The organism is Salinivibrio sp. IB872, from assembly GCF_001995345.1.
Lineage (GTDB): Bacteria > Pseudomonadota > Gammaproteobacteria > Enterobacterales > Vibrionaceae > Salinivibrio > Salinivibrio proteolyticus.
Genome location: NZ_MUFO01000020.1, coordinates 20,295 through 39,520 on the forward strand (window position 1 = coordinate 20,295; position 19,226 = coordinate 39,520).

The 19,226-nt window shown below is 50.7% G+C and carries 17 protein-coding genes; 12 read left to right on the forward strand and 5 right to left on the reverse strand.

Annotation, left to right across the window (positions count from 1 at the left end; all coding sequences use genetic code 11):
• Nucleotides 1-9: 9 nt before the first annotated feature.
• Nucleotides 10-519 (reverse strand): glycine cleavage system protein R, encoded by a 510-nt coding sequence (locus BZJ18_RS09995; protein ID WP_077456417.1) that lies wholly within the window; start codon nucleotides 517-519, stop codon nucleotides 10-12.
• A gap of 240 nt (nucleotides 520-759) precedes the next feature.
• Here BZJ18_RS09995 and BZJ18_RS10000 point away from each other — a divergent pair, with 240 nt between their 5' ends.
• From BZJ18_RS10000 to phoU, 4 genes are read left to right on the forward strand one after another with little or no spacing between them, the layout of a single operon-like run.
• Entirely contained in the window at nucleotides 760-2,961 is a 2,202-nt protein-coding gene (locus BZJ18_RS10000) for an ABC transporter permease subunit (protein WP_077456419.1), read from the forward strand.
• A gap of 18 nt (nucleotides 2,962-2,979) precedes the next feature.
• Nucleotides 2,980-4,626, forward strand: coding sequence for a phosphate ABC transporter permease PstA (pstA, locus tag BZJ18_RS10005; protein WP_077456421.1), 1,647 nt, complete (start codon nucleotides 2,980-2,982; stop codon nucleotides 4,624-4,626).
• Between the two features lie 19 nt (nucleotides 4,627-4,645).
• Nucleotides 4,646-5,464 (forward strand): phosphate ABC transporter ATP-binding protein PstB, encoded by an 819-nt coding sequence (gene pstB, locus BZJ18_RS10010; RefSeq protein ID WP_077456423.1) that lies wholly within the window; start codon nucleotides 4,646-4,648, stop codon nucleotides 5,462-5,464.
• A 10-nt stretch (nucleotides 5,465-5,474) separates the two neighbouring features.
• Nucleotides 5,475-6,182: a phosphate signaling complex protein PhoU gene (gene phoU / locus BZJ18_RS10015; RefSeq protein ID WP_069590609.1), complete on the forward strand. Its 708-nt coding sequence runs from the start codon at nucleotides 5,475-5,477 to the stop codon at nucleotides 6,180-6,182.
• A gap of 3 nt (nucleotides 6,183-6,185) precedes the next feature.
• Here the strand turns inward: phoU and ppk2 are convergent, their stop codons facing one another.
• From ppk2 to BZJ18_RS10030, 3 genes are all read right to left on the reverse strand, one after another.
• Nucleotides 6,186-7,007 (reverse strand): polyphosphate kinase 2, encoded by an 822-nt coding sequence (ppk2, locus tag BZJ18_RS10020; protein ID WP_077456425.1) that lies wholly within the window; start codon nucleotides 7,005-7,007, stop codon nucleotides 6,186-6,188.
• A 146-nt stretch (nucleotides 7,008-7,153) separates the two neighbouring features.
• Nucleotides 7,154-7,894 carry a copper homeostasis protein CutC gene (locus tag BZJ18_RS10025; protein WP_077456427.1) on the reverse strand — a complete coding sequence of 247 codons (741 nt, stop codon included), beginning with the start codon at nucleotides 7,892-7,894 and terminating at the stop codon, nucleotides 7,154-7,156.
• A 221-nt stretch (nucleotides 7,895-8,115) separates the two neighbouring features.
• A complete protein-coding gene (locus BZJ18_RS10030) occupies nucleotides 8,116-8,718 on the reverse strand; it encodes a peroxiredoxin C (protein ID WP_069590615.1) in 603 nt (200 codons plus the stop codon).
• 143 nt (nucleotides 8,719-8,861) lie between these two features.
• On the opposite strand from BZJ18_RS10030, the gene BZJ18_RS10035 reads away from it, so the two are divergent.
• The 3 genes from BZJ18_RS10035 (at nucleotide 8,862) to aceA (ending at nucleotide 13,024) form a co-directional block, all read left to right on the forward strand.
• Nucleotides 8,862-9,743, forward strand: coding sequence for a hydrogen peroxide-inducible genes activator (locus BZJ18_RS10035; protein WP_077456429.1), 882 nt, complete (start codon nucleotides 8,862-8,864; stop codon nucleotides 9,741-9,743).
• Nucleotides 9,744-10,039: 296 nt separating this feature from the next.
• Entirely contained in the window at nucleotides 10,040-11,647 is a 1,608-nt protein-coding gene (gene aceB, locus BZJ18_RS10040) for a malate synthase A (protein WP_077456431.1), read from the forward strand.
• Nucleotides 11,648-11,719: 72 nt separating this feature from the next.
• Complete coding sequence (aceA, locus tag BZJ18_RS10045; RefSeq protein WP_069590620.1) at nucleotides 11,720-13,024, forward strand: isocitrate lyase; 1,305 nt, start codon at nucleotides 11,720-11,722, stop codon at nucleotides 13,022-13,024.
• A 45-nt stretch (nucleotides 13,025-13,069) separates the two neighbouring features.
• On the opposite strand, the gene BZJ18_RS10050 is transcribed toward aceA, so the two are convergent.
• Nucleotides 13,070-13,510 (reverse strand): CBS domain-containing protein, encoded by a 441-nt coding sequence (locus BZJ18_RS10050; protein WP_069590622.1) that lies wholly within the window; start codon nucleotides 13,508-13,510, stop codon nucleotides 13,070-13,072.
• 218 nt (nucleotides 13,511-13,728) lie between these two features.
• Between BZJ18_RS10050 and queA the strand changes: the two genes are divergently transcribed.
• The 5 genes from queA to secF all read left to right on the forward strand — a co-directional run bounded on the left by queA (nucleotide 13,729) and on the right by secF (nucleotide 19,220).
• Complete coding sequence (gene queA / locus BZJ18_RS10055; RefSeq protein ID WP_069590624.1) at nucleotides 13,729-14,808, forward strand: tRNA preQ1(34) S-adenosylmethionine ribosyltransferase-isomerase QueA; 1,080 nt, start codon at nucleotides 13,729-13,731, stop codon at nucleotides 14,806-14,808.
• 84 nt (nucleotides 14,809-14,892) lie between these two features.
• Nucleotides 14,893-16,014, forward strand: a complete 1,122-nt coding sequence (tgt, locus tag BZJ18_RS10060; protein ID WP_069590626.1) for a tRNA guanosine(34) transglycosylase Tgt — start codon at nucleotides 14,893-14,895, stop codon at nucleotides 16,012-16,014.
• A 36-nt stretch (nucleotides 16,015-16,050) separates the two neighbouring features.
• Nucleotides 16,051-16,380, forward strand: coding sequence for a preprotein translocase subunit YajC (gene yajC, locus BZJ18_RS10065; RefSeq protein WP_069590628.1), 330 nt, complete (start codon nucleotides 16,051-16,053; stop codon nucleotides 16,378-16,380).
• A gap of 27 nt (nucleotides 16,381-16,407) precedes the next feature.
• A complete protein-coding gene (gene secD, locus BZJ18_RS10070) occupies nucleotides 16,408-18,261 on the forward strand; it encodes a protein translocase subunit SecD (RefSeq protein WP_077456433.1) in 1,854 nt (617 codons plus the stop codon).
• An 11-nt stretch (nucleotides 18,262-18,272) separates the two neighbouring features.
• Complete coding sequence (secF, locus tag BZJ18_RS10075) at nucleotides 18,273-19,220, forward strand: protein translocase subunit SecF (RefSeq protein ID WP_077456435.1); 948 nt, start codon at nucleotides 18,273-18,275, stop codon at nucleotides 19,218-19,220.
• Nucleotides 19,221-19,226: the final 6 nt, after the last annotated feature.

Below are 19,226 nucleotides of genomic sequence, written 5' to 3' on the forward strand. Positions count from 1 at the left end.
AATCCTGTTCTACTGGGTGAAATTGCTGTCAAACTCGACGATCAAATCGTCGGACAGTGCTTCAAGGGCTTCGTGTAACATGGAGATATCCGCATCCGGCGGAATATCCAGATAAAAATCAGCAGTAAAAATTTGCCCACCGGTATTGGCTGCGCTTTGTGTTTGCGCATTGAGTTTATTAATAGTGATGCCGTGAGCCGCCAGTAATTGGCTGAGTGTTTGAACAATGCCGCGACGATCGTTGCCCGTAACCGACAAGGTATGTGTGGTCGGGTTAGGGGTGACTGGTTTGGCGTCGGTGATCAGCAGCTGTAAGCCATCCAATTCGCGAAGCGCATGGACGAGCGCATCCGCATGGGTATCAGATACAGATAGATGGATGATCCCTGCGAATTGTCCGGCGAGTTGGCTAAGGCGGCTGGCTTGCCAGCTTCCGTGATGCGTAAAAATGGTCTGTGAGATTTGATCAACCAGCCCAGCGCGATCGGGACCCATCAGTGTGATAACAAAATGCTTCATGCGTGATCCTTACGGCGATTGTCGGGTCAATTATTGAGGCCGGTCAAGGTGTTGTCTATGCTGCTTTGCAGTAAAGTCGCTAAACTGTGCCCAATATCAACCTGCGCCAGCCTAAAGCCCGTTTGTTTCATTTTTATTGCGTACAGCCCTCGGTGGTATCCCTGTTCAGAGTAGGGATGTCATAAAAATGTCATTGTAATGACATACAATTAAGGGCTTGATCTAAAACAAGAGGCACGAATGACTCACACTTCACCATCACTCAAAGATGCCAATCGAGTAAGACGTTTAAAAGACACGTTTACACGGCATACAGTACGTCTTGGTGGCGTGATGGTATTGGTCACTTTACTGCTCTTGTTCTTTTATTTACTGACCGTCGTGTTACCGCTTTTTCATCAAGCGAGTATGACGCCGACCGGCCGTTTTAGTGTGCCAACACCAGCTACGCCGCACTTTATTGGCGCTGACAATCGTGAGCAGCTGGTTTATGCGCTTGATGACAGTGGCACCTTAACCGTAGCTCGTCGTCCTTTACAGGTCGACCAAGTTGCCACTGTGATGTTGGCGCGCAACTTATCAGATATTCCTCGTCCTGCGATGGCGACAGTGCCTGCCACGGCGCCCTTTATGGCTGTAGAAATCAAACCGGGGCAAGTAGGTGTTTGGCAGCTACGTTTTCGCGCTGAGTATGGCGATAGTACCTCGGTATTACCCAAGCTGCGCCGTATGGCGGCATTTCCTTTACCTGTGATACTGGACTCGTCGGCGCTACGCCAATTAGCGCTCGCTGTGCCAGACAGTTTACACGGCGAAAATATAGCCCCTGTTTTGGTGGCGGTGACACACACACAGGAGTTGGTGCTTTATCGCAGTGGACGAATTGAACGGCACTCGCTGAGTGAGCCGGTTGATAATATGGCGCTCTCGCCTGACGGACAGCGCCTCTTTGTTCGCCAAGGCAGCACACTGACGGTGTGGCGAATTCACGGGCAACAGATGGCCGTGCGTGAAACCATTAATCTTGCCAATGTGGTGGAGAGTCCGGTTCAGGCGATGACCTTGCTCGCAGGTGGGCGTTCGTTAATGTTACACCATCAAGATGGCGGCTTGAGTCAGTGGTTTGATGTGGTGAAAAGTGGCCAGCCATCGCTGACCGAAGTGCGGTTATTTCAGCCAGCCAAAGGGAAGTTTGTGGCCTCACCGGAGCTGCATCGTAAAAGTATTGCGGTTGCGGATGAGCAAGGGGGGCTGAGCTTGCTGCATGCGACCAGCGAAAAGCAACGTTATTTTGCGGCCATGCTCGATACCTTGCCGCAAGCAATGGCATTTTCTCCTCGTGCACAGGCACTGATTACCGCCACCGATGGTGTATGGCAATGGTTTGCTGTCGATAACCCACACCCAGAAGTTAGTGTTCACTCACTCTGGGAGAAAGTCTGGTACGAAGGGTACGCAGAGCCCCAATATGTGTGGCAATCCACTTCTGCGGATGACACGTTTGAAGCCAAATTAAGCGTGGTTCCGGTGATTTTTGGCACCCTGAAAGTGGCACTCTTTGCGCTTGCATTTGCCGTCCCGATGGCGATTGGTGCGGCGATTTATACTGCCTATTTTATGTCTTCGGGGTTACGTAAAGTCGTGAAGCCGACGGTTGAAACCATTGAGGCACTGCCAACCGTTATTATCGGCTTTTTAGCCGGGCTCTGGTTAGCCCCTTGGGTTGAGCAACACCTGCCCACGGTATTTTTACTGTTGCTGATGGTGCCACTTTGTTTGCTGGGCCTTAGCATGATTTGGCGAATGATCCCGCGCTATGTACGCCGCCGCTTACCGGACAACGCACAAATCTTGGTGATCATTCCGGCCCTGTTACTGATTGCCTTGGTGGCTTGGCAATTAGGGCCTTGGTTAGAGCACCTATGGTTTGGCGGCGATGCGCGTCGCTTTATCACCCATGAATTAGGGATAGGCTATGACCAGCGTAACGCACTGGTAGTCGGTATTGCGATGGGCTTTGCGGTAGTGCCAACCATTTTCTCGATTGCGGAAGATGCCATTTTCTCTGTACCACCGCATTTAAAAAGTGGCGCGTTGGCCCTAGGGGCCACTCACTGGCAGACATTGACACGTGTGGTATTACTCACCGCAAGCCCTGGTATTTTTTCGGCGGTGATGATGGGACTAGGACGAGCGGTGGGCGAAACCATGATTGTATTGATGGCGACCGGGAATACGCCCATCATGGATTGGAATCTGTTAGAGGGATTGCGCACTTTGTCCGCCAATATCGCGGTTGAAATGCCCGAGTCTGAGGTGGGGAGTTCCCATTATCGCGTGTTATTTTTAACCGCATTTATTCTGTTTGTATTTACCTTTGTATTTAACACCTTAGCTGAACTCGTACGCCAACGCTTGCGTGACAAGTACAGTAACTTATAGGTGGGGATGAGAGCTCTTATGCGCGCATGGATGAAATCAGGAACCCCTTGGGTGTGGATAACCGCAGGCATGGTCAGTGTCAGCTTGATTGCGATCCTTGGTGTGTTGCTTCTTATTGGTGCGCGCGGGTTGGGCTATTTTTGGCCTACGCCCATTACCCAGTTCACGCTCAATACACCCGAAGGCCAAGAAACGGTGATTGGGCAGATTTACCAAACGGACCGTGTCGACGCGACGCAACTGCAAGATGCAGGCATCACATTACCGGAAGATGCTAACCCAGATTATGCCCGTTTAGTGGTCAAGACCGGTAATCGCGAGCGTGAGGGAGTGGACTTCCGGCAGTTGTTGACGTTTAACATTCGCAGCCAATTTACTCCGGCATCGTTAGCCATGATAGAGCGGGTCGAGAATGGGGTTTTCTATGGGTGGCCTGTTGCGTTGGTAGATGAGAAAGGTACGCGCCATCGTTTAGATGAGGCAGATCTTGAAGCGCGCCTTGACGCCTTGTCCGCGCGACGTGATGTGATTGATGACATTGAACGCGTCCACCTAGCCAGTGTCAATTATCAACTGGAACAGCTGCGTTTAGAGGAAAAACGCTGGGCCTTGGCCCATGCCGCAAATCGTGAGCCCCCGGACCATATCGCAGAGCAGCGCGCGCAGCTATTGGACCAATATTCCCAGCTTGAGAAGAAGCTGGAAAGTTTACGCCATCACCAAGATGATGCCATGTTAGTGGTCAAAGATAGCCATCATGAAGAAGTGCTATTGCCACTTCGTAACGTCTTGGCGGTATGGTACCCCAACGCAATGAGCGGGGTTGAGAAGCTGCTCTTTTGGGGCCATCAAATTGGTGCGTTTGTCTCAGAGCCACCACGAGATGGTAATGCTTCTGGCGGTGTGTTCCCGGCCATTTTTGGCACCGTGTTTTTGGTGCTGTTGATGGCTGTGATTGTGACACCGCTTGGGGTGATTGCCGCGGTGTACCTTCATGAATATGCGCCAAAAACCGCGTTTACACGGATGATTAGGATTGCAGTTGTCAATTTGGCCGGGGTACCTTCGATCGTCTATGGCGTCTTTGGTTTGGGCTTTTTTGTCTATTTCATTGGTGGTTCGATTGATGAGCTCTTTTATCAAGCCGCTCAACCGGCCCCTGTCTTTGGAACGCCGGGCGTACTGTGGTCAGCGTTAACATTGGCGATTTTGACGCTGCCCGTGGTCATTGTGTCGACGGAGGAAGGGTTGGCACGTATCCCGACCAGTGTTCGTCATGGTGCGTTTGCATTAGGTGCCACCCAAGCCGAGACACTGTGGCGAGTTGTGCTGCCGATGGCAAGTCCGGCGATGATGACTGGGCTGATCCTCGCCGTTGCGCGTGCAGCCGGTGAGGTTGCGCCTTTGATGCTGGTGGGGGTAGTGAAAGTGGCACCAGCTTTGCCGGTGGATGGTAACTTCCCCTTTTTGCACCTCGAACGTAAGTTCATGCATCTGGGATATCATATTTATGATCTTGGCTTTCAGAGTACCCATATTGAATCGGCACGCCCTCTGGTATATGCCACCTCGTTTTTACTGGTGTCTGTGATTGTGGCGTTAAACCTTGCCGCTATCGGGATCCGCCATTACTTGCGTGAAAAGTATCGCGATTTGGAACAATAATGATGAGGCTCGACAACCTATGTTTTYGATAAACTCCCGAATTGGCCTGACGCCCGAGCTCGATTTGGCAAATTTGCCTGAAGAGCAAACCGCGCTGTCGATCCGTCATCTCAATTTGTACTATCAGCAAACACAAGCCTTGTTTGATATTAATATGCTGATCCCTAAGGGAAAGGTCACGGCGTTTATCGGCCCGTCCGGCTGTGGTAAGTCGACCTTGCTACGCTGTATTAATCGGATGAATGATCTGGTTGATGGCTGTCGTGTTCGCGGGGAAGTGACCCTGCATGGGCAAAATATTTACGATCGCGACGTTGATGTGCCCGCATTACGCCGCCAAGTTGGTATGGTGTTTCAGCGGCCCAACCCTTTTCCTAAATCTGTTTATGAAAATGTGGTGTTCGGGTTACGCCTGCAGGGTATCAATGATCCGCGGGTGCTCGATGATGCGGTAGAGCGAGCGCTGCGAGGGGCGGCTTTGTGGAATGAGGTAAAAGACAGACTCAATGATAATGCATTTGGCTTGTCAGGCGGTCAGCAGCAGCGTTTGGTTATCGCCCGTGCGATCGCGATTGAACCAGAGGTATTGTTGCTCGATGAGCCCTCATCAGCGTTGGATCCGATTTCAACGTTGACGATTGAAGAGTTGATTAATGATTTGAAAAGCCAATACACCGTGGTGATCGTCACCCATAATATGCAACAAGCCGCGCGTGTCTCGGATCAAACCGCATTTATCAATATGGGGCGTTTGGTGGAATACGCGGACACGGACACCTTGTTTACGACGCCGAAAAATAAACAAACTGAAGACTATATAACTGGTCGCTACGGATAAGGAGCAGGCCTTGGACAACCATAACATCAGTCGCCACATTTCAGGGCAGTTTAATGCCGAGCTTGAAGCCATTCGAACCCATGTTTTAACCATGGGGGGGTTGGTCGAACGCCAACTGACCGATGCACTGCGTGCCATGCATAACCAAGATGTCGATCTGGCGCGTCATGTTATTCGTGAAGATCACAAAGTCAATGGCATGGAAGTAGCGATCGATGAGGCGTGCACGCGAATTATTGCCAAACGTCAGCCGACCGCCAGTGACTTGCGACTGGTGATGGCGATCATCAAAACCATTACCGATCTTGAGCGCATTGGTGATGTGGCGGACAGCATCGCGAAAATGGCACTGGATAACTCCAGTCACTCTCAGCAGCCTTTTCTCGTCTCATTGGAAGCGCTAGGGCAACGTGCGGCGAAAATGCTGCACGAGGTACTGGATGCGTTTGCCCGTATGGATATTGAGGCGGCGATGCGGGTGTATCGTAAAGATGACTCCCTAGATCGTGAATACGAAGGGATCTTGCGTCAACTGATGACCTACATGATGGAAGACCCACGCTCAATTCCTAACGTGCTGAAAGTGATGTGGTCAGCACGCGCCATTGAGCGTGTTGGCGACCGCTGTCAGAATATTTGCGAATACATCATTTACTTTGTGAAAGGAAAAGATGTTCGCCATATTCAAAAAGAAGAGCTGGAAAAACTGCTTAAATAAGGGTTAATCGTCTGGCTCATTATTGAGCCACTCACTAACTTGATCGGGCACAAAACTTTGCTCTTCAAGTGGCATGCGTACATAGCCTTCTTTATTGATTTCAGGTAGCTCGACCTCGGGGTAGGTGATTTCTTGATACGGGATCTGCGATAACAAGTGCGCAATGCAATTGAGCCGTGCGTGCTTTTTATTGTCCGCTTCGACCACCCACCACGGACTGTCTTTGGTGTCTGTGTAAGCAAACATACGATCTTTGGCCTCGCTATATTGCACCCAGCGGCTGCGAGACTCTAAGTCCATCGGGCTGAACTTCCAGCGCTTAATGGGGGTGCTAATACGTTCGGCAAAGCGTTTTTCTTGCTCGTCATCAGAAACTGAAAACCAATATTTAATCAAGATGATGCCAGCACGCATTAACATGCGTTCAAACTCGGGACAGGTACGTAGAAACTCTTCGTATTCTTCGTCGGAGCAAAATCCCATCACTCGCTCAACCCCCGCCCGGTTGTACCAGCTGCGGTCAAACAGAACGATTTCACCACCGGCAGGCAGGTGCTCAACATAGCGTTGGAAATACCATTGGGTACGCTCGCGCTCGGTGGGCTTATCTAGCGCGACGACGCGACATACACGTGGGTTGAGTTTTTCGGTAATACGTTTGATCACGCCACCTTTGCCCGCGGCGTCTCGCCCTTCGAATAACACCACCACTTTGAGGCGCTCTTGCTTGACCCACTCTTGCAGTTTGACTAGCTCGGTTTGTAGCTCCGTCAGTTTCTTTTCGTAGTGCTTTTTGCTGATTTTGCTTGATGTTTTATCCGACAAGGGAAACTCCTTTTCACACCATTGTGCTTTTACGGTAGAAAACTCGCCTTTACGATGCAACGCTACCGCCTCGAGGACGGCGCTCGCGCATCAAAATATCCGAGTCAGTCACAGTTCAATGTTGTGTCATAGCCTGTTGCACACACTTACAAGTGTGCGGAAAGGGCTTTTATTTGTCGGATAATGGCGGGGTTGGTCATTGGGTAACAGGCATCATCACCTTCGCCCATGGTGGCCCCTGCGCGGTGTTGCATGGCACTGGGTTGATCCATACGGGCAGATAAATGAATTTCACGCGCGCCGCAGTGGGAGAGGATCGCGGCAGCATTATCAGGCGTGACCCCCGCGCCAGGCATGATCTGTAAAGCAGCCTGTCGGGTCATTTCTACCCAGCGTTTCAGTGCCTCTTTACCTTGCTCTGCGCTGCTGGCTTGGCCCGAAGTAAGTACCCGCTCAATCGCGGGACGCGCTAAAAGCGCTTCCAGTGCTGATTCAGGATCGGCGCAGTGGTCAAACGCGCGATGAAACGTCACGCCCATGCCTTTGGCTTCTGCCAACATGTCATCGATAAGTGGCAAGTCGAGCCGTCCTTGGGCTGTCAGTGCGCCGATCACCACGCCTGCACATCCAGCTTGGCGTGCCATCGCAATATCCTTGAGCATGACTTCTGCTTCGTCACTGCTGTATAAAAAGTCTCCCTCACGTGGCCGGATAATGGCATAAATGGGAATATTCGCTTGTTGGACGGCAAGTTGCATATAGCCGTAACTGGCCGTGAGTCCACCAAGGCGCAGTGCACTACACAGCTCGATGCGGTCAGCGCCAGCGCGCTCTGCCACCTTTAAAGAGCCAATACTATCAATACAAACTTCGACCAAGACAGACATACCACCCCTTAGTGAGCAACACAGTGTCAATAATAAAGGCTGTATTGTGACAGCAGGCAGGGGAATTACCTAGTAGAAGCGGTAGAAAGGAAAGGGAAGCGTGACAATCCAAGTCAGGTGTCATGGGGGAATAGATACAAAAAGGGCCCGGTTTAACCGGGCCTCATTATTATCTCACATTGTCCAGTGCGTAGGGCACGTCACCTTTTGACCGTTAATAATTACAGGTCAGCAGAGTGCTCAGACAGGTATGCAGCAACACCTTCTGGTGAGTCTTTCATACCTGCTTTACCTTCTTCCCACTGTGCTGGGCATACTTCACCGTTCTTTTGGTGGAAGCTCAGTGCGTCAACCATGCGCAGCATCTCGTCGATGTTACGGCCAAGTGGCAGATCGTTCACGACTTGGTGACGTACAACGCCTTCCTCATCGATGAGGAAAGAACCACGGAAAGCAACACCTGCTTCTGGATGCTCTACGTCGTACGCTTTGCAGATTTCGTGTTTAACGTCTGCAACCAGTGGGTATTTAACCGCACCGATACCACCGTCTTCGATGGCAGTTTTACGCCATGCGTTGTGTGAGAACTGAGAGTCGATTGACACACCGATAACCTCAACGCCCTTCGCTTGGAAGTCTTGGAAACGCTTATCGAATGCAATCAGCTCTGATGGGCACACGAAAGTGAAGTCGAGTGGGTAGAAAAAGACAACAGCTTTTTTGCCTTTGGTGAACTCTTTCAGGTTGAAGTTTTCAACGATTTCGCCATTACCTAGAACGGCTGCGGCAGTAAAATCTGGTGCTTGACGACCTACGAGTACCATAACTCAGCTCCTAATTAAAAAGTTTGCCTGAAGATCAGGTTCCTATATAAGCGAGACAAACTATAGCTGACTTGCTACATTGAAAAAAGTGGAATTAATAGATTGTTATAATCGAAAAAAACGATTGTATAAAGTTTGACAGAATGAACAAATATCCATCACTTAAGCAGCTACACTATCTGGTTACCTTGTCAGAAACTCGCCATTTTGGCGAGGCGGCGAAACTGTGTTTTGTTAGCCAATCGACCCTCAGTGCCGGGATCCAAAACCTAGAAGAGTTGATTGGTGCCCAGCTCATTGAAAGAGACAATAAAACTTTGGTGCTGACTGGCATGGGAGAGGAAGTAGTACGCCGCAGCCGCGAAATTCTTGCCCGAAGCCAAGATTTAATGGAGCTCACCCACGTTCAGTCTGATCCTATGCATGGCAAAGTCCGTTTAGGCTGTATTCCGACTATCGCTCCGTTTTTACTCTCCGACGTCGTCCAGCAGGTTAACCAGCGCTATCCCAATTTGGATCTCTTGTTACGAGAAGATACCACCGCGAACTTGCTTACCGCGCTCAAACACGGCGAAATGGATGTGCTGATTTTGGCCTTACCGATGGATATCGGCGCCATGACCAGCCGCATTGTTGGCCGTGATCCTTTCAAGATGGTGATGAGCCGCAAGCAAGCCGCGCAATTAACGCTGCCGGTGGATTACGATGCCTTGCCCGATGAGTCGGTGTTTTTGCTCGAGCGCGAACACTGTCTCACGGATCATGCGGTATCTGCCTGCCAAATGACGGCCTCACAGAAGATTAACCCGTTTATGGCGACCAGCTTACATACCTTGATTCAGATGGTCGCCAACGGCAATGGCGTCACATTTATTCCGCAAATGGCGATTGATCATGGCTTAATCGATAATCTCGACGTGCACCTAGAAATTCCCCCCGGACGCGCCGCGTATCGTGAAATCGGTATGGTGTGGCGTCCATCATCGAGTCGTATTGACATCTTTTGTCGCTTAATGTGTAATTAAATTACGTAATGAGTTACAAAGAGGTGACAAAAATATGATCTGCGTAGCAGGTTTATATCCTCCTAATAATTCGTACAAAAAAATCAATTCGAGCTAATGCTCTATTTTGTTTAAATGTCTGTTTTATTTATGTTTATGTGTTTTTTGTTGCGAGGTTGAAATGAATCTCTAGTTGATTTTTACGCCAAACTACGCCAACTTGATTAAACAGTGACCACATTGTCTAGAAAAGTTGCAGTGTGGCGGAATAATCATTTTTGTTGTGATTGGATTACAACTGAGGCCAGGGAGGCAACATGACTGAAGCGTGTTCAACGTTACGTGAATCGCTGGTGCTGACAGAAGCGTTATCACCGGAACAAGCTGAAATACTCACCGATGATGCGTTATGTTTCGTGGCGAGTCTCGCTGATAAGTTCGCATCACGCGTGCCTGAGCTGCTCGCGGCGCGAGAAGTCCGTCAGCAGCGCATTGACGCAGGCACCTTGCCAGACTTTTTACCCGAAACCGAATCAATTCGCCAAGGGGACTGGACCATTCGAGGGATCCCCAGCGATCTGCAAGATCGCCGGTTAGAAATCACCGGACCTGTCGATCGCAAAATGGTGATTAACGCACTGAATGCGAATGTGAAAGTCTTCATGGCAGACTTTGAAGACTCATTTGCACCTGCGTGGCCGCAAGTGGTTGAGGGGCAGCGGAATTTGCGTGATGCGGTCAACGGCACCATCAGTTATACCCACCCTGACACTGGTAAGCGTTATCAGCTCAATGATAATCCGGCTCGGCTGATCTGCCGCGTGCGTGGCCTTCACCTCACTGAAAAGCATGTAAAGTGGCAGGGCAAACCCATTCCAGGCGCTTTATTCGACTTCGCTTTGTATTTTTTCCACAACTATCGTCGCTTATTGGAGACCGGCTCGGGTCCGTACTTTTATGTGCCGAAGTTACAAGCCTATCAAGAAGCCGCATGGTGGAGTGACGTCTTCTCATTTGCTGAAGATGAATTTGGTCTAAGCCGTGGCACCATTAAAGCCACCGTATTGATTGAGACTCTACCTGCCGTGTTTGAGATGGATGAAATTCTTTACCATCTTCGCGACCACATTGTGGCTCTAAACTGCGGCCGCTGGGATTACATCTTTAGCTACATCAAAACCTTGCGTAATCATCCGGATCGCGTATTGCCGGATCGCCAAGTCGTGACCATGGATAAACCTTTCCTCAATGCTTACTCCCGTTTGTTGGTAAAAACTTGCCACAAGCGCGGTGCATTAGCGATGGGCGGTATGGCTGCGTTTATTCCCAGTAAAGATCCGGCTGAAAACCAGCAGGTGCTGGATAAGATTGAAAAAGATAAAACCCTCGAAGCCAATAACGGCCACGACGGTACATGGATTGCGCACCCGGGGCTGGCAGATACCGCTAAAGCGGTGTTCGACCGCGCACTGGGTGACAAGCCTAACCAGTTACATATCTCCCGCGAGCAAGACGCGCCGATTACCGCCGCCGATCTCCTTGCTCCTTGTGACGGAGAGCGCACCGAAGCGGGAATGCGACACAACATTCGGGTCGCGGTGCAATACATCGAAGCATGGATCTCAGGCAATGGGTGTGTGCCGATTTATGGATTAATGGAAGATGCGGCCACTGCCGAGATTTCACGTGCGTCGATTTGGCAATGGATCAAACACCAAAAGCCATTGAGCAATGGCCAAGTAGTTACCAAGGCATTGTTTGAGCAATACCTCAGTGAAGAGATGAAAGTACTGGAACACGAGTTAGGGGCCGATGTCTTTGCCCGCGGGCAATATCAGCAAGCAGCCGCCTTGATGGCACAGCTGACGACCAGTGATGAGTTGGTCAACTTCTTAACCCTACCTGGGTATCAGTATTTGCCATAGTGGCACGGAAGCAACACAACAAAATGGATTGACAGGACTGGGCTTGCGCCCGAGAAATAAGAGGAATGGAACATGACTTTAACTCGCCAACAACAAATCGCTCAACTGGAAAAAGAGTGGGCAGAAAATCCACGTTGGAAAAACGTAAAACGGACTTACAGCGCGGAAGAGGTGGTGAACCTACGCGGCTCTTTTGTCCCAGAAAACACCATTGCCAAGCGCGGTGCCGCTAAGCTTTGGGATCTTGTCAATGGTGAGGCCAAAAAGGGCTATGTGAATTGCCTTGGTGCACTCACTGGTGGGCAAGCTGTCCAGCAGGCCAAAGCGGGGATTGAAGCCATTTACCTCTCCGGCTGGCAAGTGGCGGCGGATAACAACACTGCCTCAAGCATGTATCCAGACCAATCACTGTATCCCGTCGACTCTGTGCCTGCGGTGGTGAAGCGCATTAATAATGCTTTCCGCCGTGCCGACCAGATCCAATGGTCGAAAGGGGGTAGCCCGGAAGATGGCATTGATTACTTTTTGCCGATTGTTGCCGATGCAGAAGCAGGCTTTGGCGGCGTACTCAACGCGTATGAGTTGATGCGCAGCATGATTGATGCAGGTGCCGCTGGGGTGCACTTCGAAGATCAGCTCGCGTCGGTAAAAAAATGTGGCCACATGGGGGGCAAGGTATTGGTGCCGACCCAAGAAGCGGTGCAAAAACTGGTGGCAGCGCGTTTAGCAGCGGACGTTGCAGGGACAGATACCTTAGTCATTGCGCGCACCGACGCCAATGCGGCAGACTTGCTGACGTCGGATTGCGACCCCTACGATAAGGACTTTATTGTCGGCGAGCGTACGGCCGAAGGCTTTTACCGTGTGCGTGCGGGGATTGAGCAAGCCATTTCTCGCGGCTTGGCCTATGCGCCGTATGCCGATTTAGTTTGGTGTGAAACGGCAAAACCTGATTTAGAAGAAGCGCGTCAATTTGCCGAAGCCATTCACGCCAAATACCCCGATCAATTGCTGGCTTATAACTGCTCTCCGTCATTTAATTGGGAGAAAAACTTGGATGCAGACACGATTGCCCGTTTCCAACAAGCGCTTTCAGACATGGGCTATAAGTATCAGTTCATCACCTTAGCGGGTATTCATAACATGTGGTACAACATGTTTGATTTAGCCCACGCTTATGCGCAAGGTGAGGGGATGCGTCACTATGTCGAAAAAGTGCAGCGCCCAGAGTTTGAAGCGGCTGAACGAGGCTACACCTTTGTGGCGCACCAGCAAGAAGTGGGCACGGGTTACTTTGACCAAATGACCAACACCATTCAAGGTGGTCAATCGTCGGTGACAGCGTTGACTGGCTCAACTGAAGAAGATCAGTTCTAACCCATGCGGATGGGACGAAACGGGGAGTGGCGACACTCCCCTTTTTTATTCGTCGGCCTCCATGGGCTCAGTTTCTTCTTGGATTTCCAACAAGGTTGAGGCTATGGCGACAAAATCGCTGTCGGTAATAATGCCAACCAACTTCTGATTTTTAATCACAGGCAAACAACCGATTTTGCGCTCTAGCATGGTCAAGGCGGCTGCACGTAGAGAGGCTTCTGGATCCACCGTCACCAGTTGACGATGAGCAAAATGCGACAGGGGCGTATTCATTTCGTTGTCCCCGTTAGTCGCTTTACCTAGCGAAGAGGCTTGAGCGGATAGCACGTCGCGTTGCGTCACGAGTCCTACCAGTCGCTGCGCATCATCAACCACAGGTAAATGACGAAAGCGTTCGGCACTCATCAGCGTATGAGCGTCGGCCAAGGTGTGTTCCGGGGAGAGCGTATGTGGATGCCGGGTCATCATGTCATCAACGATAAACATGGCACCTCCTTACAGTCAGACAGGGAAGGGAAGCTATACTTACACTCTAGTCTACCTAGCACTAATTCGACGTGATACGCATCAAGGATAGTTGTTATAAAAGGCAGGCGAAGTGCAATAAGATGTGACAGTTTAAGCGGCGACTAATCCTCCACCTTGCTTGATATTCACCGTGGTGAACCTATACTAGCGGCCTGCTTTTTATCTAGGCAAATGTCATGCAATTATCCGATTTTCACTTTGAACTTCCCGATGAGTTAATTGCACGCTATCCGCAGCCGGATCGCAGTGCAAGTCGCTTATTGTCACTCGATGGCACAAGCGGTGAGGTGGTACATCGTCAGTTTAAAGATATCCTCGAGCTGGTTGAGCCTGGGGATTTGATGGTGTTCAACAACACACGAGTGATCCCCGCGCGTGTGTATGGCCGCAAAGCGTCGGGCGGTAAAATAGAGGTGCTAGTGGAGCGCGTGCTCGACGAACGTCGCTTCCTCGCCCACGTGCGCGCGTCTAAAGCCCCCAAACCCGGTGCCGAATTATTCCTTGGCGATGACGGACAGATCCCTGCAGAGATGGTGGCACGCCACGATGCTCTGTTCGAAATCCAGCTAAACGGCGATAAAGGCGTGGTAGATACGCTTAACGACATCGGCCATATGCCGTTGCCGCCATACATCGACCGCCCTGATGAAGAGAGCGATAAAGAACGCTATCAAACTGTGTATAACCAAAAGCCCGGGGCAGTTGCTGCGCCAACGGCGGGGTTACACTTTGACGATGCCATTATGGCTGCGCTTAAAGAAAAAGGCGTCAATATAGCGTTTGTTACCTTGCACGTCGGCGCCGGAACATTCCAGCCCGTGCGCGTTGATAATATCGAAGAGCACGTAATGCATGCAGAGTATGCGGAAGTGCCACAAGAGGTTGTTGATGCGGTGAACCACACACGTGCGCAAGGTAAACGCGTGATTGCGGTGGGAACCACCTCGGTGCGTTCACTGGAAAGTGCGGCACAAGCGGCGAAGCAAAACGGTGAGCCGTTGGCGCCATTTTTCAACGATACTCAGATTTTTATCTATCCTGGTTATCAATGGCAGCTGGTGGACGTGTTAGTGACCAATTTTCACTTGCCGGAATCAACCTTGATCATGCTGGTGAGCTCTTTTGCCGGTTACGAACATACGATGGCCGCTTATCGTACGGCAGTTGAAGAGCGTTATCGCTTTTTCAGCTACGGCGATGCCATGTTTATTACCCGTCAGCAAGACGCTGACTCATCTACAACGACACGAGATTAACTGCTCGTGCGATGCTTGCGGCAGGATAAACCTTGCACGCATAAGACACACGCCAGACTGTTTCTCTGGCACTGAGGAGGATTCGTGGAATACGAACTGAAGAAAACCGACGGACGCGCCCGCCGTGGCCGTTTGATCTTTGAGCGCGGGACTGTAGAAACCCCAGCATTTATGCCGGTAGGAACGTACGGGACCGTAAAAGGAATGACCCCAGAAGAAGTCAAAGGAACCGGTGCCGAAATCTTGCTTGGCAACACCTTCCACCTTTGGCTGCGTCCGGGTCAAGAGGTAATGCGACTGCACGGGGATTTGCATGACTTTATGCAGTGGCAAGGACCCATCTTGACCGACTCTGGCGGCTTCCAAGTCTTCAGCTTGGGCGATATCCGTAAAATCACCGAAGAAGGGGTTCATTTCCGTAACCCTGTGAATGGTGATCGCATCTTTATGGATGCGGAAAAATCGATGGAGATCCAATATGACCTTGGCTCAGACATCGTGATGATTTTTGATGAGTGTACCCCTTACCCAGCGACGCACGCGGAAGCGAAAAAGTCGATGGAGATGTCACTACGCTGGGCAAAGCGCAGTCGTAACCATTTTGACAAATTAGGTAACAAAAATGCGCTGTTCGGTATCGTGCAAGGTGGTGTATATGAAGACCTGCGCGATGTATCGGTCAAAGGGCTCACTGAGATTGGCTTTGACGGTTATGCTGTCGGTGGTTTGGCCGTGGGTGAGCCAAAAGAAGACATGCACCGCATCTTGGAGCATACCTGTCCGCAACTACCAGAAGATAAGCCCCGCTATCTGATGGGCGTGGGTAAGCCTGAAGATTTGGTGGAAGGCGTTCGTCGTGGCGTAGACATGTTTGATTGTGTGATGCCAACCCGAAATGCCCGCAACGGCCACCTCTTTATTACCGGCGGTGTGATCAAGATCCGTAATGCGAAACATAAAAGTGATACCTCGCCACTGGATCCAGAGTGTGACTGTTACACTTGCCGCCATTACAGCCGTGCTTACTTGCACCATTTAGACCGCTGTAACGAAATTCTTGGCGCGCGCCTCAATACCATCCATAACTTACGTTACTATCAACGAGTGATGGAAGGTTTGCGTCACGCGATTGACGAAGGTAGATTAGATGCCTTTGTAGAGGATTTCTACGCGCGTCGTGGCAAGGAAGTGCCGCCGCTCGACTGATTTCGAATTCAACAACTAGAACGAGGACGTGATTGAATGTTTATCTCACAAGCTCACGCAGCCGCTGAAGCCGGACCACAAGGTGGTGGTATGCAGCTATTTATCATGCTTGGCCTTTTTGCGGTGATTTTCTACTTTATGATTTACCGCCCGCAAGCCAAACGTGTTAAAGAGCACAAGAACTTGATGGCTTCTATGAGCAAAGGGGACGAAGTACTGACCGGTGGTGGTTTGGTGGGTAAAATCACCCAAATCGCTGAAGACAATGATTTTATTGTCATCGCCCTGAACGACGACAACGAAGTGACGATTAAAAAAGACTTCGTGACCGCTGTTCTACCTAAGGGTACCATCCAGTCTCTTTAATTCTCGCAACCATAAAGGATGCATGCTGTGCTAAACCGTTATCCTTTGTGGAAGTACATCATGTTGCTGGTAATCTTGGTTACCGGCATCGTGTATGCGCTTCCCAATTTATACGGTGAAGATCCAGCAGTACAAATTTCCGGGGCGCGTGGCGCCTCGGTAGATATGACTGCGCTGGACTCCATCAAACAAACCCTCGAATCCAACGATCTCTCCTATCAATCTATCGCGCTCGAAGACGGCACCGTGTTGGCCCGCTTTAAAGACACTGAGACCCAAATCAGTGCTCGCGATCTTCTGATGTCCCGTTTTGATAGCAACGACTATGTGGTGGCGTTAAACCTGGCTCCGGCGACGCCGACTTGGCTAGACGCGCTGGGTGCCACGCCAATGAAGCTTGGTCTTGACTTGCGTGGCGGTGTGCACTTTCTCATGGAAGTGGACATGGACGCGGCACTCGAAAAGCTGATGACGCAGCAGGAAGACAGCTTCCGTACTGACCTGCGCGAAGCGCGTATTCGCTACCGCGGCATTCGAATTGAAGATAATACCCGCGTTGTGGTGCTGTTGCGTAATGCGCAAGACACGGACAAAGCACTTGAGCTACTGTCGAACAACTATCTGGATATGAACTTCTCGGTAGATGACGATCAAGGCAAACTGACTGCCGTCTACAAAGAAGAACGCCTGAAAGAAATTCGTAATTACGCAGTGGCCCAAAACATCACCATTTTGCGTAACCGTGTGAATGAGTTAGGTGTGGCCGAGCCATTGGTGCAACGTCAAGGCGCAAGCCGGATTGTGGTTGAGCTTCCGGGTGTACAAGATACGGCGCGTGCGAAAGAAATTCTTGGCGCGACGGCGACCTTGGAATTTCGCGAAGTGGATCAAGACGCCGACTTGTCTGCTGCCATGGCTGGCCGAGTGCCGCCGGGTAGCGAGCTGATGATGACCCGTGATGGTCGTCCAACCGTGTTGAAAAAGCGCGTGATCCTGACCGGGTCTCATATTACCGATGCGAGCTCGTCGCGTGACGAATACAGCCGTCCTCAAGTCAATATCTCGCTAGATAGCGAAGGTGGCGACAAGATGTCGGACTTCAGTAAACGCCATATTGGTGAACTGATGGCAACGGTTTTCGCTGAGTACAAAGACAGCGGAGAGCGCGACGAAAACGGTAAAGTGATCTTGGAAAAACACGAAGAAGTGATCAACCAAGCGACGATTCAATCGGCGTTGGGGCGTAACTTCCGGATTACTGGCATCGACTCGCCTGCAGAAGCACACAACCTCGCGTTGCTGTTACGTGCAGGTGCCTTGATTGCTCCCATATCTATTGTTGAAGAGCGCACCATTGGTCCATCTATGGGGCAGCAAAACATCAATATGGGAGTACAAGCCTGTATCTGGGGATTGGTCGCGGTGATGATCTTCACCTTGATTTACTACCGTCGCTTTGGCCTTTTTGCTAACTGTGCGTTGTTTGCGAATATCGTGCTGATCATCGGTATCATGTCTTTGATTCCTGGGGCGACCATGACGCTACCCGGCATTGCCGGCATTGTCCTCACCGTGGGGATGGCCGTGGATGCGAATGTACTTATCTTTGAGCGTATCCGCGAGGAGCTGATTGAAGGGCGTAATCCACAACATGCGATTGATCGGGGTTACTCCAATGCCTTCAGTACCATTGCTGATGCCAACATCACTACATTGATTACTGCCATCATCTTGTTTGCAGTGGGTACAGGGGCAATCAAAGGCTTTGCTGTGACGCTGTCGATCGGTATTTTGACCTCAATGTTTACGGCCATTATCGGTACACGTGCGCTGGTTAACCTGGTGTACGGCGGTAAACGCGTCAAGAAACTGTCGATTTAAGGGAGCCAAGCATGTTTCAAATTTTTAAACCAGACATGTCGATCAACTTTATGCGTTGGTCCAAGTTGGCCTTCGTTTTTTCGCTTRTCATGATTGCCGCGTCTGTGGTCACCCTGTCAACCAAATGGTTGAATTGGGGGCTGGACTTTACTGGCGGAACCCTGATTGAAGTCGGCTTCGAACAGCCGGCAGATTTGCCTGCAATTCGTGAAGCCTTATCCGCTGATGGGTTTGACGATGCGGTGGTGCAAAACTTCGGCAGCGCTACGGATGTGATGGTCCGTTTGCGTCCGCGCGATGATATGCAGGGCGAAAATCTGGGTAACGAAGTGCTCCGTGCGATCAAAGAAGGCACGGGTGAAGCAGTTGAAATGCGCCGGATTGAGTTTGTGGGTCCAAACGTCGGGGACGAACTGACCGAAGCGGGTGGTCTGGCGATCATCATTGCCTTGGTTTGTATTTTGATCTACGTCTCATTCCGCTTTGAGTGGCGTCTGGCTGCCGGTGCGGTTATGGCGTTGGCGCATGATGTGATCATCACCTTAGGGATCTTCTCACTGTTCCAAGTTGAAGTAGACTTGACCATTGTTGCTGCGTTGCTAACGGTGGTGGGTTACTCGTTGAACGATACCATCGTGGTATTTGACCGGATTCGTGAAAACTTCCGTAAGCTGCGTAAAGGCGAGTCGGATGAGATCATCAACGCCTCTATCTCACAAACCTTAAGCCGGACCACGATTACATCCGGGACCACGTTGTTTGTGGTCATCGCCCTATTCACCTTGGGCGGTTCAATGATCCACGGGTTTGCCATGGCATTGCTGATTGGTATCACGGTAGGTACGTATTCTTCGATTTACGTTGCGTCAGCGTTGGCACTGAAACTGGGGATTACTCGCGAGCACTTGCTGGTACCCGAGGTGGAAAAAGAAGGTCAAGAGTTCGACTCTATGCCTTAATGCTGT

Coding starts and splice junctions, on each gene's coding strand:
- BZJ18_RS09995 (WP_077456417.1), bottom strand. CDS start 519: ATGAAGCATTTTGTTATCACACTGATGGGTCCCGATCGCGCTGGGCTG.
- BZJ18_RS10050 (WP_069590622.1), bottom strand. CDS start 13,510: ATGTTTATCGTTGATGACATGATGACCCGGCATCCACATACGCTCTCC.
- aceA (WP_069590620.1), top strand. CDS start 11,720: ATGACTTTAACTCGCCAACAACAAATCGCTCAACTGGAAAAAGAGTGG.
- pstA (WP_077456421.1), top strand. CDS start 2,980: ATGCGCGCATGGATGAAATCAGGAACCCCTTGGGTGTGGATAACCGCA.
- BZJ18_RS10000 (WP_077456419.1), top strand. CDS start 760: ATGACTCACACTTCACCATCACTCAAAGATGCCAATCGAGTAAGACGT.
- yajC (WP_069590628.1), top strand. CDS start 16,051: ATGTTTATCTCACAAGCTCACGCAGCCGCTGAAGCCGGACCACAAGGT.
- aceB (WP_077456431.1), top strand. CDS start 10,040: ATGACTGAAGCGTGTTCAACGTTACGTGAATCGCTGGTGCTGACAGAA.
- queA (WP_069590624.1), top strand. CDS start 13,729: ATGCAATTATCCGATTTTCACTTTGAACTTCCCGATGAGTTAATTGCA.
- BZJ18_RS10025 (WP_077456427.1), bottom strand. CDS start 7,894: ATGTCTGTCTTGGTCGAAGTTTGTATTGATAGTATTGGCTCTTTAAAG.
- BZJ18_RS10030 (WP_069590615.1), bottom strand. CDS start 8,718: ATGGTACTCGTAGGTCGTCAAGCACCAGATTTTACTGCCGCAGCCGTT.
- BZJ18_RS10035 (WP_077456429.1), top strand. CDS start 8,862: ATGAACAAATATCCATCACTTAAGCAGCTACACTATCTGGTTACCTTG.